This window comes from Leptolinea tardivitalis (assembly GCF_001050275.1).
Classification (GTDB): domain Bacteria; phylum Chloroflexota; class Anaerolineae; order Anaerolineales; family Anaerolineaceae; genus Leptolinea; species Leptolinea tardivitalis.
Genome location: NZ_BBYA01000010.1, coordinates 627,492 through 642,826 on the forward strand (window position 1 = coordinate 627,492; position 15,335 = coordinate 642,826).

The following is a 15,335-nucleotide window of genomic DNA, read 5'->3' on the forward strand; positions in this document are numbered from 1 at the left end:
CGCTTTTTTTGTCCATTTTTTGAAATAACCAGGCGATCGTTGCCGTAGGAATTACATCATGAACCATATTCCATCATCTTCGGGTTGGAAAACCTTTTATCGAATCTGGGGCGGACAAACTGTGTCGCTGGTCGGTACAGCCATGAGCCGCTTTGCCCTGATGATCTGGGCTTACCAGCAGACCGGCTCCGCCACCACCCTGGCCCTGCTGGGATTCTTTAACTTTGGTGCCATCGTACTTTGCTCATCCTTTTCAGGTGTTGTGGTGGATCGCATAAAACGTAAAACGGTAATGCTGCTCTCTGATACGTGCGCCGCTCTGATGAGCGCCGTTATCCTGTATCTGTTTACCGTAGGCCGTCTGCAAATCTGGCATCTTTATCTTCTGGAGACCATGACCGGGATGTTCGAGGCGTTCCAGTACCCGGCTTATCAGGCAGCAATTACATTGCTCGTTCCTCGCAGTGACTTCACCCGCACCAGCAGTCTAAATAGCCTCTCAGAATCTTCGGCCCGGGTGATTGCACCTGTACTGGCCGGTTTGCTGCTGCCCGCTGCCGGCCTCAAGGTCGTGCTGATGCTGGACCTGCTGACGTTCTTCGCTGCTTTTGGGACGCTGCTCGTTTCGCACATTCCGCAGCCAGAGCAGGCAGACGGATCGGATCTCAAGGAGAATCAAGTCAGTCTGCGGGCGGGTTGGGATTTCATCCGTACTCGCCCCGGGTTGATCTGTCTGATATTTCTGTTTGCCCTGATCAACCTCTTTGCCGGTCTGACGTATTATTCGATCATCTCCCCGATGATCCTGGCGCGGTCAGGCAACAGCACCCTGGCATTAAGCTGGGTGGAAGCCTCGCTGGGGTTGGGTGGTATTGCCGGCGGGTTGATCCTGTCTGCGTGGGGAGGACCAAAGCAAAAGGTCAAAGGCCTTCTGCTAATAACGGGGCTTTCGTTCATCATGGGGGATGGTACGTTTGCCTTCGGGCGATCTTTGCCATTCTGGGTGCTGGCCGGATTTATCTCGAATCTATCGGTACCGTTTATCAGCGGACCAAACCAGGCTATCTGGCAGGCAAAAACTCCACCAGAGCTGCAGGGGCGGGTTTTCGCGCTGCGCGGGATGCTGCAGATGATCACTATTCCCATCGGGTATCTGGCGGCTGGTCCGCTGGCTGACCATGTATTTGAGCCGGGAATGGCAGCAGGTGGCTCTCTTGCCGGGATATTCGGATGGATCAGTGGGATTGGTCCGGGCGCCGGCATGGGGTTGATGTTTGCCTGTACGGCTCTGGGCGGATTGGTGACCAGTATTGTGGGTTATTCCATGAAGCCGCTTCGTTATGTGGAACAGGATTTACCGGATGCGGTCTAGAGCCGGGGTATCTTCCTGCAACAGGCAAAGACAATGATTTCAACAACCGCGTATTTTTTGAAGATGCCCGGTCAGGGTGGAAGCCTTCGAGATGCGATATTTTGAATTGCCTTTGCAGGCATGGATTCAACCTGCATCAGTCAGCGGTTGAAGCAGGCGGAGACTCGACTTGCTGATTCCAATGATCCTCCCCGCCTGCTTCAACCCTGCAAGGGTAATTTGTGGAAGAAAAAAAAGCATATTCCGCTGCCCGAGCCTGTCGAGGGCATCGGTCCGGGGGGCTTCGACCGGCTCAGCCTCCGGGACTTCGACTGGCTCAGCCTCCAGAGGGAGTTGAGCTAATTCTTCAAAAAAACGTACCGCTAGAAAAGATTATTTACCGTATGTAGCGGCCAGGTAATCAACCAGAATTTGCTTTTCTGTATCAGTCAGTTGAGCGCCTTTTGACATCATGCGGGAAACAGTTTTAACCCACCCGTCACGGTTTTGCGGAGATTGTTTCACTTTGTCCGGGCTGTGACAGTCAGCACAACGATCGGTCAGCAGTTGTTCACCGGTCATGACAGACGTTGAACTGGCCGGGATGGACGTGGCCATAGATGGTTTGGTATTCTGCACCGGGGCGGATGTTGGATTTTCTATTGTACAGGCAGACAGGATCAAGACTATGAGGAAACACATGACAAATTGTTTCATAGTTGCTCCTTATGGGTAATCATTTTCCCATTGTATAGTTTTTAAACACGAATTGAAATACTGAGATTATTGCTTTCCTGTCATGACTTTACAGGCAAATTCTCACCTGCAGAATACCAGGCAGAAAGTACAACATGTCTGCGGTTGAAGCAGGCGGAGGCTCAATATGCTGTTTCCCATGATCATCACCGCCTGCTTCAACCCTGCATTGGTTTTGATACATCCAGAGTATGGTCGAAACAAGTGACTAAACACAGTTCCGATTAGACAATGTAATCTACAAATTTATCGAAATTTACTTATGTACTTGACATACTGTGTAATACACACTATAATGCAATAAAGGATACAATATGATGAATGATATTGGATCAGAAAATATCACACTCGAGATGCGCCGGGGCATTATCGTACTCGCCGTTCTCAGCCTGCTCCAGGAAGAACAATACGGTTATTCCGTGCTGAAACTCCTCTCCGAAAACGGGCTGGAAGTTGACCAGGGAACACTTTATCCTCTGTTACGCCGGCTTGAAAGTCAGGGTTTGCTCGAATCCACCTGGCGGGTCGAAGAAGCTCGTCCCCGCCGCTACTATGTGATCAGCTCCCAGGGACGCAAAGCCCTGCCACAATTGCAGGAAGAATGGAACAACATAGTCTCGGCCCTGCAGCGAATTAACCAAAGATTGGAAGGTCAGAATGAGTCTCATTGATACGTATATTGAACGGGTGGGGGAAAACCTGCCCGCCCGGGATCGAGCCGATATCCAGAAAGAAATCCGCTCGATCCTGGAAGATACCCTTGAAAACCGCAGTCAGAGCGCCGGCCGCCCTGTGGATGATGAAATGATCGCTGAGGTATTAAGAGAATTCGGCACTCCGCGAAAGGTGGCTGCTTCCTACCTGCCTCCGCGCTATCTGATTGGCCCGCGGTTGTACCCCACATTTATCCTGGCGGCCAGGGTCATCCTCGGGATTGTGGCACTTGTAGGGATTATCACCACATCCGTGGCATTGACTCAGCAGCCGTTCACCATTGAATCCGGGATCGAATTTACCCTGAAAAGGCTCCTTGAATTGCTTGGTTCTCTGTTGTCTGTTTTTGGGAATCTTGTATTTGTCTTTGCCATTGTGGAATGGGCGTTATCGCAGGCAAAAACCGAAAACGAAGACACCTGGGACCCCCGCAGTCTTTCTGGGGAAGCCTCCAGAGATATTGTCAAACCGTGGAGCCAGGTGCCCGATATCGTTCTGACACTGGTCGCCCTGCTGATATTCAATGTGTTCGCCCAGAAGTTCGGCGCCTACTTCAACGATGCCGCCGGTCAACCTGTGTTCGTGGCTGCCCTGTCACCCGTCTTTTTCACGTACCTGCCCTGGTTCAACCTCATCTGGGTTCTCAGCCTGGGTTTGAATTTTGCCCTGATCCGTACCGGAAAATGGCAGCCGTGGAGCAGATGGTTCCAGATAGCCCTAGACACCGCTTCCATCATTCTACTTTTTGTCATGGTCACCGGGCGTTCCATTGTATTGGATGCATCCGACAAACTGAATCAAATGGGGTATACCGGCCAACAGATTGCCGGAATCTTCACCGGAATCGGTATCGGTTTGAAAGCCCTGTTCATTGTGCTGATCGTGGTGACCGGTATTGAACTGATCCAAAACCTGATCCGAATGTTCTGGAAAAAAGGACCGGAAATACTATAATCCTAAAAAACGATCTTCCGCAGGAGGGAAAAATCCCATCACAGGTCACCATTCGTAAAGCCGCTCCATCTGATAGTCAGCTTCTGGCAGAGCTGGGGGCCCGCACCTATGCAGATACTTTTGCCGCCGGTAACACCGCCGAAGACATGGCTGCGTATCTGGCGGGAGCCTTCAGCCCTGAGATTCAGTCAACCGAACTGGCTGAACCGGGGAGTCTGTTTCTGATCGCCGAGCTGGATGGACGGCCGGTGGGATACACCCGCCTGCGGCAGGATCCACCCCCCGATTGCATTACCGGCCGGCACCCCATTGAAATTGTCCGCCTGTATTCAGTGAAAGATATGATCGGGCACGGCATTGGCGCCGCTCTAATGACCGCCTGCCTGGAAGAAGCCCGCCGCCGGGAATGTGATGTCATCTGGCTGGATGTGTGGGAAAAGAACCCGCGTGCCATTGCGTTCTATGAGCGTTGGGGCTTCGTCAAAGTTGGAGAGCAAGACTACCAACTGGGGAATGATCTTCAGCTCGACTGGTTGATGGCTCGAAACGTACAGATATAAGAATAGCTTTCAACCTTCTTGCATGATTGAGAGGGTTTTTAGTATCTTTACATAATCGGACAATTTAGAGGTGAAAATGGTTATTGTTATAATGGCTGCTTACAAACATCTCTATAATTCTTAGCGGTATCAAGGAGATTTATATGCCCGGTGATCTTTTCAATTTTGAAATGGAATTCAGATTGGGTATTCGAGAAATTGATGAAGAACATGCCTGTCTGGTGAATATGATTAACACCGTTCATAACCTGATCAGCTCTGGCAGTAAAGAAGAAGCCCGTCGCTATTTCAAAGAAACGCTGGCAAATTATGTTGACGAGCATTTCACCCATGAAGAAGCTTATATGGAAAGAATCGGTTTTCCACAAGTGGAAGAACACCGGCTGATCCATGCGAGATTTAAACAGACCATGCAGGAAATCCTGCCCAAAATTGATTCTCTGGATGAATCTGCCTTTCGTGCCGCATTGACTGACACCTACACCTGGATCATCCAGCATATCGGAAAAACTGATCGCCGGTATGTTTCATATCAACGACCCTGATTGCCAGAATCTCGCACCAACAACCAGCACAAGATTTGCAGTCGCATGATTGTTATCAAAAAAAATCCCCCGGAAAAAGCTCCCGGGGGATTTTGCTCATAAATCACCGATCTTAATACCGCAAGATGGCGCCAATATTACCGGCTTTAACAAAATCGGGATTGTTTCCCACAATCTCCACCTCACCTCCAGATCGCATGACAGCATTAACAGCCAGTTCGACACCATCATCCACCGGAACGATTTTGCTGCCACAATCTTTGCACAAAGGATTGGTGTGTACGGTCAAACGGCCGCAGCCTGTACAGCGGTGAGCCGGCTGCCGGAAGCCTTCGGTCACCACCAGGGTTTGCACCCGGCTCTGGGAAACTGCCTGCAGAGTTTTTTCCAAACCTACTTCCGCACCAACTCCCTTGCCAGCCTGCGAGAGAATATCACGTACCATCTTAAGATCGCGGGCGGCTTCCGCTTCTTTGCCAATCTGCATGGCGCGCGCCAGAACATCCGCGTGTGTGGCGGTCATACTCATGGCAAAAGTCCCAATGATCAGACTCTGCCAGGTTTTTGGCAATTGTGCCCTGAACATCGAGATATTATCATCCGTACCGCCTATCAAGATACGCCGGATATGTTTTTCTTCAAAGAAATGCACAGCAAAGGCGGCAATTTCTTTCATATTCCGTTCAACAACTTCATCTTCGTAGCCAGTCTGCCCGGCTGTTCCGCCGCGCTGACCGGCAATGCTGGAAGCGCCGCCACGTTTGGTGTGTTTTACCAGAGTCCCCAGTACGCCTTCCTGCTCCACCAGATCACCGAGGTGAAAATGGAATACCCGTGCACCCTGGCGGTCTACCAGAATAACACCATACCCACCAAAAACATCAAAAATATCGGCCAAAGGTTTGATACTGAAACGGTCACCGGTAAAAACCTGGTCACGAACCGGAACACCCAGTGAAATCGTCCTGAAAATTCCATCACCTTTACACGAAAAAACAGCAATTCCCCTGGCGGTAAAGGGGTGGTGAGTTTCAAAGTAATCCAGAACAGCAGCGACATCCTGTTCCAACTCTACTTCTTTTAATAAAGTGCGCAGCCTCAACTTGATAGTTTCTGCGCTTCCCATGGCAGGATCGGTGTTCAAGTACACGGTCAATGCGGGTGATTTGGTGGTTACTCCTGCCAATTCCTTCAATTGATTATCCGTAAACATGACAGCCTCCTCTTAATGAGATGGTTGAGTTGTATCGGGTGCGGCGTGCACTCAATATGTCAGGGGCGTTTGCCCAGAGTCAACGTTAACTCCTTCTCCTGGTTATCGCGAATGATCCGGACGGTAATCGTATCGCCGGGTGATTTGTTGGTCATAATATAGCTCATCAGGTCGCCAAATACCTTAACCGGGCGACCGTCTACGGCAATGATCAGGTCGCCGCCGCCCTGCAATCCGCGAATGCGGGTGGATGTGTGCCCCCCGATCAGTCCAGCCTGATCTGCCGGACTGCCGGAAATTACGTCAATCAGGTAGGCGCCAGAGGTAGATGTGAGCCCTAACTCCTCCCGTTCGAGCAGACTCAAGTCACCGCCCGGAGGGGTGGATATCCCCAGATAGGGGTAATCGTAATATCCATTTTGAATAAGTACCGGAACCACCCGTTTGATGATATTGACCGAAACGGCGAATCCAATACCGCTATTAACCGGTTCCCCGTCTGAATTGGTGCCGGTTGTCCGGATAGAACGGTTCAGGCCGACGACTTCTCCATTCAAATTAAGTAGGGGCCCGCCGGAATTGCCAGGATTGATGGACGCATCAGTTTGCAGCATATCGCCGGTGGAATAATAGTTGCCATCATTCGTCTGACGTAGCGAATCCATGGTGCGGCCTTTGGCTGAAATAATACCCATGGTCATCGTGTTGTTCAGACCAAACGGATTGCCAATAGCAACCACCGTCTGCCCCACCTTCACCTGATCCGAATCACCCAGTGGAATCGGGTGCAACTGATCAGCCGGAGCATTCACCTTTATGACGGCCAGGTCAGAATCAAGATCTGTTGCCTTGACCGTTCCACGGGTTTTATACCCGCTGGGGAAATCCACTTCAAGGTCGTTTGCACCTTCAACAACATGATAGTTTGTTATGATAAACCCGTCGGTGTTGTATACAAAGCCTGAACCCAGCCCGCTGCCGGTATCACCAACCTGCTGAATCAATACCACGCCGGGGCTGACGGTGTCATACAAACGCACAAGAAGGTCCTGATCGGCGGTCAGATTAGGATTAACTACAGCAACAGGCAGGTTTGTCGAATTTGACTGTACAAGGGTAGGAAGAGCCTGTACCGGTTTTTGTGCAATTCCTTGAAACGATGATGTAAATTGACAGGCAACCACAGAAAACGCCAGCACTATGGTTACCAGGATTAATCGTTTTTTTTGCATGTATGTTTCCTGAATGCCGGTAAACCTATTTTTCTCTGGCAAGCTGCTCAAATAATTCCCGTTGTTTTTGAGAGAGGTTTTTCGGTAGGCTCACCTTCACCTTTGCAAACAGATCTCCAAAATTTTGAGGGTTGCGCAAGTGCGGCATTCCCCGTCCGGCCAAACGGAACGTCTGACCGGGTTGGGTTCCCGCAGGTATTTTGAGCATCACATTTCCTGATAGTGTACCCACACTTACCTGCCCGCCCAAAACAGCTGTATAAAGATCTATGGCAATTTCAGTATGCAAATCATCATTCTTGCGTTCAAAACGTGAATCAGGCTGCACGTCAATCACCAGGTAGATATCCTGTTTGATGCCATTGGAGCCGCCGGCTACACGGACACGTGTGCCTGTATTGGCGCCCGGCGGAATTTTTACTTCAAGACGGCGGTTATCCACCTGAACAATGCGTTGTGTACCACGGAAAGCCTCGTCTAATGAAATACTGACGCGCTGCTCCAATCCCTGGGCGGCCACAGTTCGCGGGTCGAGCCGGGTAGTTTGAGCCGTGCTCGATGTCGTACGGGTAGTCGTGCGTCCCATTCCACCGGCTGAACCGCCAAAAATGGCATTGAAAAAATCAGAAAAACCGCCGCCGAACAGATCTTCAAAACCGGTGGTATCCACGCGGTAGGTCGCGCCGCCTCGTCCGGCTGCAGACTGCTGCTGCGCCTGGTTGATCCAATCATTCCAATTGAATCCACCCTGCGCGCCACCACGCTGCCAGGTGGTGTAAGAATCGCCCAACTGGTCATATCGGTTGCGTTTCTGCGGGTCACTTAAAACTTCGTAGGCTTCATTGATTTCTTTAAATCGATCTTCCGATTGCTTGTTCCCCTGATTTCGGTCAGGGTGATATTTCATCGCAAGTTTTCTATAAGCCTTTTTAATTTCATCCGCATTAGCAGTTCGTTCTACCCCTAATACCTTGTAATAATCCTTGTAATCCATAAAAATATTGTATTCATTCCAACGTTCGAAAGTCAAGTGATACAGGGAATATCTTATGTAAAGTTAATGAAAGTTTGTTTTACATTTGGCCGTCGAGGTTATGTGCTATCATAAATAGTTGGATTGAAGATTTTTAAGGATTCTACTGTTATATTCGGATAATCCTGGTTATTCTTGCGAGTAGTGATGCAGTTATGACCCTTTCCTTTCATGATCCGATACTGGTACTCACTTCCGATCCACAGGTCAATACACTTGTGGAAACCATGTTGCGGCCAGAAGGCTTTGATGTAAAGGTTGTCACCCTTATCGCTGATGCAAAAAAAACGTTGAATGAGGGCTTCCCACGGCTGGCCATTATTGGAGAAAAACTCCCGGATGGAAGCGGATTAACTTTTGCCCGTGAGTTGAGCGACATCACCCCCACTACACCGGTCATTCTGTTTACTTACCAGGAATCTACCACTATGCTGAAACAGGCTATCCAGGCTGGAGTTATGGATACCTTCACACTCCCCATTCGTGGTGACGATTTCCTGAAATTGGTGCGTAACGGACTGGCAATCGCTGACCGGCGCCGCGGCTGGATGCAAAAAGAAACCCGTCTGGCCACTGCCAATCTACGCAGCCAGATGAGCGACCTGGAGACTTTGAGCCGCCTCAGTCAGTCTATTACCAGCAAGCTCGACCTTGACAGTGTGCTCTCGACGGTAATGGATACCGCCGTCTCACTGACAAATGCAGAAGAAAGCAGCCTTTTGCTGGTTGATGAAACAACTGGAGAGCTGTACCTGCGAGCTTCCCGCAATTTCCGGGAAGATACCGGGAATGTTGATTTCCGGATGGGCATTGGCGATACTCTGGCTGGCACTGTCATCCGCACCGGTCAACCGGTATTGGTGGATGAAGACAACTTAAAAAAGATCAAAACCGATTATCTGGTTTATTCATTGATTTATGTCCCCCTCAAAACGCATGATCGCATCGTGGGCGTGCTTGGGGTGGATAACCGCAATCTCAAGAAGCCGTTCAACGATTACCATGTGAGGCTTCTTTCGGCCGTAGCCGATTTTGCCGCTATTGCAATCGAAAATGCTCAGGTATTCAGCAATACTGATAATGAACGCGCCCGCCTCGAAACCATCCTGACCAAAGTACAGGATGGGGTGATCATTCTGGATGCTGAGAATAAAGTTATCTTTGTCAATCAGGGAGCCCGGGAGGCATTATCGCTGAACGGAACCGAGCCTGCGTCTGATTCTGATATTTCCAACCTGCAAATGGACCAGATCATGGATTTGCTGGATCGGGGCAGCAGCCGTGCGGAAATCAACCTGAACGAAGGCCGGGTGATGGATGCCCAGGTGACCCCCATTTCCAATGTGGGAACCGTCATCACGCTTCACGATATCAGTATGTTCAAAGAGCTTGACCGTGCCAAGAGTGATTTCGTCAACACAGTCTCGCATGATCTGCGCACCCCCCTGACCACAATACTGGGATACGTCGAGCTGGTTGAACGTGTCGGGCCAGTGACGGATTTACAGCGCGAGTACATTCGTCACGTTCAGATGAGTGTGCATAATATTTCCAATCTGGTTAACGACCTGCTTAACCTCGGCCGGATTGAAGCCGGTTTTGACAAGCATAAAGAAATCGTTCATATTGACCATTTGATCGGCGAATCGTGTGAAACCCTCAAAGATCAATTAGCCTATAAAGGACACCGTCTATCGGTGGATATTCCGCCAAATATGCCGCCGGTGTGGGGAAATCCCATCCTTCTGGCCCAGGTGGTAGACAACCTGCTGGGCAACAGCATCAAGTACACCCCTCCCGGCGGACAGATTTTCATCAAAGCTGAAATTGAAGGCAATCAGATGATCCTGCAATTTAAGGATACCGGCGTGGGTATCCCACCGATGGATCTGCCGTTTATTTTTGACAAATTCTTCCGCGCCAGCAACGCAGCCGGAGAAGCATCAGGTACAGGTCTGGGTTTGGCCATTGTAAAGAGCATTGTCGAAACCCATTACGGGCGCATCTGGGTGGATTCTGTGTTAAGTCAGGGATCAACCTTTAATGTAGTGTTGCCGCTCTACGAAGAAACCAAATCCAGCCCGACAACCGGTGAATAACCCGGTTTATTTTGACCAATCCACCGTCATCTTGCTGCGTCCATGCAGGTTCTTTTCCAAAGCGATGGCAGCCGTGGCTCCTTCACCGGCAGCGATGACAGCCTGTTTGATATGGTCACATAACACATCACCCACGGCATAAACACCCTCAATGGATGTTTGAAATTCGTGATTCACCTGGAGGCAGCCGGAATCTGTTACTTCAAGCTGCCCCTGAAGGAAATCTGTCTCCGGTTTGCCGCCCTGTAAATAAATGAAAACACCGGCCACCGGTAATGTCTCTTCCGGCTGTCCCCGTTGAACAAATCGAACAGCCTCTACTTTGTTTTCTCCCAGAACTTCCAGCAGACTGGCACCCTTGCGGAGTATCACTCTGGGATTCTGCTGAAGTTCTTCAACCAGCGCAGCGGGAGCTTTTACTTCCGGTGTTGGAGATAAGAAGTGAACACGGCGGGCGAATTTCGTCAGAAACAGGGCTTCTTCCACCGCTTCATCGCTGCTTCCTGCGACCGCCACTTCCCTGTCACGATAAAAGGCACCGTCGCAGGTGGCACAATAAGACACACCCCGACCCAACAGATGGTCTTCTCCTTTGACTCGAGTCCCCCGCCCCATTGACCCGGTTGAAATTATCACCGACCGGCCAGTGTAAACAGCCTGGTTGGCATAGACCATCTTTGTTGCATGGTTGAAATCAACGCCTATGACTTTGTCAAACACAAATTCTGCGCCAAACGATGCCGCCTGTTCACGCATTCATGAGAGCAGTTCAGCCCCGCTGATGGTTTCACTCAAACCGGGATAGTTGGCGATTTTTCCTGTGATACCCAGGGCTCCGGCCGTCAAACCTTTGTCAATGACCATAGTATGCAAGCCGGCCCGGGCTGTATACATAGCCGCCGTCACACCGGCCGGACCGCCTCCAATCACCAGCACATCATATGTTTTTTCAGAATCAGGTGAGGTTAGCTCCAATTCTTTTTGTTTGTTTTCGACCATGAAAGCTCCTTAAAAAATTACCTGTAATCAGTCTATCTATTTAGATGAAAATAATCCAAAAAAGATACAAGGTTGATTTGAGAGGGATGACGGTTATTGGCCTCTACTGTATCCAACATGAACCTGATCTACCTATGCACAGGGGCGGACGGCCGTCTGCCTCTACCAAATCCGACTCGAAACTGTTCCATCCACACGAATTATTTCTTGAAATAAGTATCGGGTATGTTCGAAAGGCAGGAACGCTCGTACAATACCTTCTTGATTACAAACCATCCCGGGAATTCTGACTATGTTCAAATACAGCTTTCAAAATGACTATTCTGAAGGAGCGCATCCTCGCATTATCGAAGCTCTCATAAAAACCAACATGCAGCAACAAATTGGCTACTCCGAAGACGAATACTGCCTGTCAGCCGCCGAAAAAATCCAGGCTGCCATTGGCAACCCGGAAGCCGACATCCACTTTGTCAGTGGAGGAACGCAGGCCAATTTGCTGGTACTCTCTTCCTTTCTTCGCCCATTTGAATCGGTCATTGCGGTGGATTCCGGGCATATCTGCGTTCATGAAACCGGTGCTGTCGAAGCCACCGGCCACAAAGTTCATATTGTCAAAGGCAAAGACGGCAAGGTGACGGCGCCAGAAATCCAGGCAGTGGTGGATGAGCATTATTTTGAACACATGGTGAAACCTCGGGCTGTTTACATTTCCCAATCCACCGAAATCGGGACCATCTACTCTGCGGCGGAATTGCGCGAAGTTTCTGGTTTATGCAGAAAATTGGGGCTGATCCTCTATATGGACGGCGCCCGTCTGGGTTCCGCCCTGACATCCCGTCAATCTGACCTTGACCTTAAAGAAGCCAGCTCCCTGGTGGATGTTTTCTATATCGGTGGTACAAAAAACGGTGCATTAATCGGGGAAGCGATCGTTATTAATAATCCAGAGTTAAAACCAGATTTCCGGTACTGCATTAAACAACGCGGCGCCCTGCTGGCGAAAGGCCGCATTCTGGGTATCCAATTCGACGAATTATTCAAAGACAACCTATATTTTGACCTGGCTCGGCATGCCAACCAGATGGCCGAACGCCTGACCCAAGGGATGGCAGCCCTTGGTTATACATTCCTTACTGACTCACCCACCAACCAGATTTTCCCGATCCTGCCAAACGATATTATAGAAAAATTGCGGCAAGACTATCTTTTCTATGACTGGGTGAAGGTCGATGAAAAGCGAACGTCCGTACGTCTGGTCACCTCGTGGGCAACATCTGAAGAAACAGTAGATGAGTTTTTGAACGATCTGAAAAAGATATCGTAAATTTCTCACCATATTGCTTCTGGCAATACCCAAAATCCCTGGAATTCTCGCAATCCCGGGGATTTTTAATTGATGAATTCTGGTTAAGTTAAAATGAGACATACTCCTTTTCAGAAATACAGGTGATCCATGAGTGACCATCAGGTGATTTTTTCCATGGTGCGTGTCGGCAAGGTTGTGCAGCCGAACAACCGTCAGATATTGCGCGATATCTCTCTTGGCTTCTACTACGGTGCCAAGATTGGCGTGCTTGGACTAAACGGCGCGGGCAAGTCCACCTTACTTCGCATCATCGCCGGCAAGGATGACCAGTACAACGGGCAGGTGGTTTTCTCCCCCGGTTATTCTGTGGGCATGCTTGATCAGGAACCACAGCTCGATCCCAACAAAACAGTCCAGCAGGTTGTGGAAGAAGCCGTACAGCCCATTGTTGACATGCTCAAGCAGTTCGATGCCGTGAGCGAAAAATTCAGTGAGCCTGATGCCGATTTTGATGCCCTGATTGCTGAACAGGGCAAATTGCAGGAAGAGCTTGATAAGCACGATGCCTGGAATCTTCAAAACCATCTGGATATCGCCATGGATGCCCTGCGGTGTCCGGCGGGTGACACACTGGTCAAACAACTCTCCGGCGGTGAGCGCCGCCGGGTAGCGTTAACCCGCCTGCTGCTCACCGAACCGGATATTCTTTTGCTTGATGAACCCACCAACCATCTGGATACAGAATCCGTCGCCTGGTTGGAAAAGCACTTGCAGCAATACAAAGGCACGGTCATTGCGGTGACCCATGACCGTTATTTCCTCGATAATGTGGCTGGCTGGATCCTCGAACTCGACCACGGTTTCGGTATTCCATGGGAGGGCAATTACTCATCCTGGTTGGAACAAAAAGAAGAACGACTGCGCCAGGAACAGAAGAGCGAAACCAAACGCCTGCGCACACTTGAACGTGAACTGGAGTGGATTCGCATGTCACCAAAAGCCCGTCAGTCAAAGGGCAAAGCACGTTATACCGCCTATGAGAATCTGCTCAGTCAAGATTCAGAGAAACGCCGTGAAGATCTTGAAATCTACATTCCCCCGGGTCCTCGCCTGGGCGACAGGGTGATTGAATTCAAAGGTGTGACGAAAGCCTACGGAGACCATCTTTTGATTGATAATCTCAATCTGAGTATTCCAGCCGGCGGTATAGTTGGTGTAATCGGTCCGAATGGTGCCGGCAAAACAACGCTGCTTCGTTTGATCACCGGTCAGGAGAAACCTGATTCGGGTGATATCATCATCGGCGAAACCGTCAAATTGACGTATGTTGACCAGCTCCATGAAAATCTGGATCCTGAAAAGACCGTCTGGGAAGAAATCACAGGTGGAGAAGAAATCATTACACTGGGCAACCAGAAACGCAATTCGCGCGCATATGTAAGTGCTTTCAATTTTCAGGGAGCAGAACAACAGAAGAAGGTGGGGTTACTCTCTGGCGGGGAACGCAACCGCCTGCACCTCGCCAAGATGTTGAAAAGCCAGGGAAATGTATTAATGCTCGACGAGCCTACCAACGATCTGGATGTCAACACTCTGCGCGCACTGGAAGAAGCCCTGGAAAATTATGCCGGTTGTGCCATTATTGTGTCGCATGACCGCTGGTTCCTCGACCGTATTGTTACGCATATTCTGGCATTTGAAGGCGACAGCAACATTGTCTGGTCGGTTGGCAACTGGTCAGACTATGAGGCAGACCTGCATAAGCGTCTTGGTACAGACGCTGACCAGCCCAAACGAATCAAATATAGAAGTCTGACACGGTAAAGCACCAGGGGGTAACACCTTACATAAAAAGTGACCGCGTGAAACCGAATTCCTCTCCCTCTTGCGAACAAGGATACGGTTTCAACAACCATACAGGCATATTCCGATCAGATCAGTCCCTGCATAAAACTGAAAGTCAGAAAAATCAATAATCCTCTGGAATCGCCTTGACTCTTCCATCCGAAAACCCGCTTTCTGCCCCGCCAGCCATGGAAAAATCCCTGACAAGGAAGAACCTGACCATTAGAACTCAAGTCATACTGCTTATAAGTTTTTTGGCTTTTCTGTGTTCTGCCGCATGCATGGCTACTTTTGGCTTTACTCTTTTTACCGTCCGGTCAGAACAGACGCAGGCTCAGGATGTGTTGAATACGTATATCCAGAAATTAAGTGAAAACAAGATCAACGAGGCGTATTTCATGTTGAGCCCCGATATGAAATCGTTAAAAACTCTTGAAGAATTCCGGTCAATGGTTGAACAGGACAATGACCTTCAATTCCAGGGATATCAAAACATGACGTTCCGCAATTTTCGCATTGTACGGCTAACCAACCGGCAGGTTCAGAATCACGAGTTCCTTGCAGGATTCTCTGTCTGGATTTCTGCCACGGTTAATTATGAAGGGGGTAAAAAGAATGACCTCGATGCCATACTGGAAAAACGCAACGGACAGTGGTCCATATTTGAAATGAAACTGTATTCATCGCCAGACAGCCGCAATCCCATTTCAAGCCTTATATTGGTTTAA

General features: G+C 49.6%; 13 protein-coding genes and 1 pseudogene. 9 read left to right on the forward strand and 5 right to left on the reverse strand.

All coding sequences use genetic code 11. From position 1 onward, the window contains the following. Nucleotides 1–58 precede the first annotated feature (58 nt). Nucleotides 59–1,372 (forward strand): MFS transporter, encoded by a 1,314-nt coding sequence (locus tag LTAR_RS12355; RefSeq protein ID WP_062422542.1) that lies wholly within the window; start codon nucleotides 59–61, stop codon nucleotides 1,370–1,372. Nucleotides 1,373–1,744: 372 nt separating this feature from the next. Here the strand turns inward: LTAR_RS12355 and LTAR_RS12365 are convergent, their stop codons facing one another. Next, nucleotides 1,745–2,068, reverse strand: coding sequence for a hypothetical protein (locus LTAR_RS12365; protein WP_062422544.1), 324 nt, complete (start codon nucleotides 2,066–2,068; stop codon nucleotides 1,745–1,747). Between the two features lie 353 nt (nucleotides 2,069–2,421). Between LTAR_RS12365 and LTAR_RS12370 the strand changes: the two genes are divergently transcribed. The 4 genes from LTAR_RS12370 (at nucleotide 2,422) to LTAR_RS12385 (ending at nucleotide 4,880) form a co-directional block, all read left to right on the forward strand. After that, the gene (locus tag LTAR_RS12370; RefSeq protein ID WP_201775986.1) at nucleotides 2,422–2,778 is read left to right on the forward strand and encodes a PadR family transcriptional regulator; all 357 of its coding nucleotides are present in this window, start codon (nucleotides 2,422–2,424) and stop codon (nucleotides 2,776–2,778) included. Continuing rightward, complete coding sequence (locus tag LTAR_RS12375) at nucleotides 2,765–3,775, forward strand: HAAS signaling domain-containing protein (RefSeq protein ID WP_062422545.1); 1,011 nt, start codon at nucleotides 2,765–2,767, stop codon at nucleotides 3,773–3,775. The genes LTAR_RS12370 and LTAR_RS12375 overlap by 14 nt, the downstream gene beginning before the upstream one ends. 146 nt (nucleotides 3,776–3,921) lie before the next feature. Next, the gene (locus LTAR_RS12380) at nucleotides 3,922–4,335 is read left to right on the forward strand and encodes a GNAT family N-acetyltransferase (RefSeq protein WP_062422546.1); all 414 of its coding nucleotides are present in this window, start codon (nucleotides 3,922–3,924) and stop codon (nucleotides 4,333–4,335) included. A gap of 143 nt (nucleotides 4,336–4,478) precedes the next feature. Beyond that, the gene (locus tag LTAR_RS12385; protein WP_062422548.1) at nucleotides 4,479–4,880 is read left to right on the forward strand and encodes a bacteriohemerythrin; all 402 of its coding nucleotides are present in this window, start codon (nucleotides 4,479–4,481) and stop codon (nucleotides 4,878–4,880) included. 112 nt (nucleotides 4,881–4,992) lie between these two features. On the opposite strand, the gene LTAR_RS12390 is transcribed toward LTAR_RS12385, so the two are convergent. Genes LTAR_RS12390 through LTAR_RS12400 form a run of 3 tightly spaced genes read right to left on the reverse strand, consistent with a single transcriptional unit; the run spans nucleotide 4,993 to nucleotide 8,319 of the window. Continuing rightward, complete coding sequence (locus tag LTAR_RS12390) at nucleotides 4,993–6,093, reverse strand: baeRF10 domain-containing protein (RefSeq protein ID WP_062422550.1); 1,101 nt, start codon at nucleotides 6,091–6,093, stop codon at nucleotides 4,993–4,995. 59 nt (nucleotides 6,094–6,152) lie between these two features. After that, nucleotides 6,153–7,325, reverse strand: a complete 1,173-nt coding sequence (locus LTAR_RS12395) for a trypsin-like peptidase domain-containing protein (protein ID WP_062422551.1) — start codon at nucleotides 7,323–7,325, stop codon at nucleotides 6,153–6,155. Between the two features lie 25 nt (nucleotides 7,326–7,350). Next, a complete protein-coding gene (locus tag LTAR_RS12400) occupies nucleotides 7,351–8,319 on the reverse strand; it encodes a DnaJ C-terminal domain-containing protein (RefSeq protein ID WP_062422553.1) in 969 nt (322 codons plus the stop codon). A gap of 194 nt (nucleotides 8,320–8,513) precedes the next feature. On the opposite strand from LTAR_RS12400, the gene LTAR_RS12405 reads away from it, so the two are divergent. Further along, nucleotides 8,514–10,457, forward strand: coding sequence for a hybrid sensor histidine kinase/response regulator (locus LTAR_RS12405; protein ID WP_062422554.1), 1,944 nt, complete (start codon nucleotides 8,514–8,516; stop codon nucleotides 10,455–10,457). Nucleotides 10,458–10,463: 6 nt separating this feature from the next. Here LTAR_RS12405 and LTAR_RS12410 read toward each other — a convergent pair. Beyond that, nucleotides 10,464–11,456, reverse strand: a pseudogene (locus LTAR_RS12410) (NAD(P)/FAD-dependent oxidoreductase). 292 nt (nucleotides 11,457–11,748) lie between these two features. On the opposite strand from LTAR_RS12410, the gene LTAR_RS12420 reads away from it, so the two are divergent. The 3 genes from LTAR_RS12420 (at nucleotide 11,749) to LTAR_RS12430 (ending at nucleotide 15,335) form a co-directional block, all read left to right on the forward strand. Further along, on the forward strand, nucleotides 11,749–12,780 hold the full coding sequence (locus tag LTAR_RS12420) for a threonine aldolase family protein (RefSeq protein ID WP_062422559.1): 1,032 nt from the start codon (nucleotides 11,749–11,751) through the stop codon (nucleotides 12,778–12,780). Nucleotides 12,781–12,909: 129 nt separating this feature from the next. Next, the gene (ettA, locus tag LTAR_RS12425; RefSeq protein ID WP_062422561.1) at nucleotides 12,910–14,586 is read left to right on the forward strand and encodes an energy-dependent translational throttle protein EttA; all 1,677 of its coding nucleotides are present in this window, start codon (nucleotides 12,910–12,912) and stop codon (nucleotides 14,584–14,586) included. 167 nt (nucleotides 14,587–14,753) lie between these two features. Further along, on the forward strand, nucleotides 14,754–15,335 hold the full coding sequence (locus LTAR_RS12430; RefSeq protein WP_062422562.1) for a hypothetical protein: 582 nt from the start codon (nucleotides 14,754–14,756) through the stop codon (nucleotides 15,333–15,335).

Coding starts and splice junctions, on each gene's coding strand:
- LTAR_RS12355 (WP_062422542.1), top strand. CDS start 59: ATGAACCATATTCCATCATCTTCGGGTTGGAAAACCTTTTATCGAATC.
- LTAR_RS12365 (WP_062422544.1), bottom strand. CDS start 2,068: ATGAAACAATTTGTCATGTGTTTCCTCATAGTCTTGATCCTGTCTGCC.
- LTAR_RS12370 (WP_201775986.1), top strand. CDS start 2,422: ATGATGAATGATATTGGATCAGAAAATATCACACTCGAGATGCGCCGG.
- LTAR_RS12375 (WP_062422545.1), top strand. CDS start 2,765: ATGAGTCTCATTGATACGTATATTGAACGGGTGGGGGAAAACCTGCCC.
- LTAR_RS12380 (WP_062422546.1), top strand. CDS start 3,922: ATGGCTGCGTATCTGGCGGGAGCCTTCAGCCCTGAGATTCAGTCAACC.
- LTAR_RS12385 (WP_062422548.1), top strand. CDS start 4,479: ATGCCCGGTGATCTTTTCAATTTTGAAATGGAATTCAGATTGGGTATT.
- LTAR_RS12390 (WP_062422550.1), bottom strand. CDS start 6,093: ATGTTTACGGATAATCAATTGAAGGAATTGGCAGGAGTAACCACCAAA.
- LTAR_RS12395 (WP_062422551.1), bottom strand. CDS start 7,325: ATGCAAAAAAAACGATTAATCCTGGTAACCATAGTGCTGGCGTTTTCT.
- LTAR_RS12400 (WP_062422553.1), bottom strand. CDS start 8,319: ATGGATTACAAGGATTATTACAAGGTATTAGGGGTAGAACGAACTGCT.
- LTAR_RS12405 (WP_062422554.1), top strand. CDS start 8,514: ATGACCCTTTCCTTTCATGATCCGATACTGGTACTCACTTCCGATCCA.
- LTAR_RS12420 (WP_062422559.1), top strand. CDS start 11,749: ATGTTCAAATACAGCTTTCAAAATGACTATTCTGAAGGAGCGCATCCT.
- ettA (WP_062422561.1), top strand. CDS start 12,910: ATGAGTGACCATCAGGTGATTTTTTCCATGGTGCGTGTCGGCAAGGTT.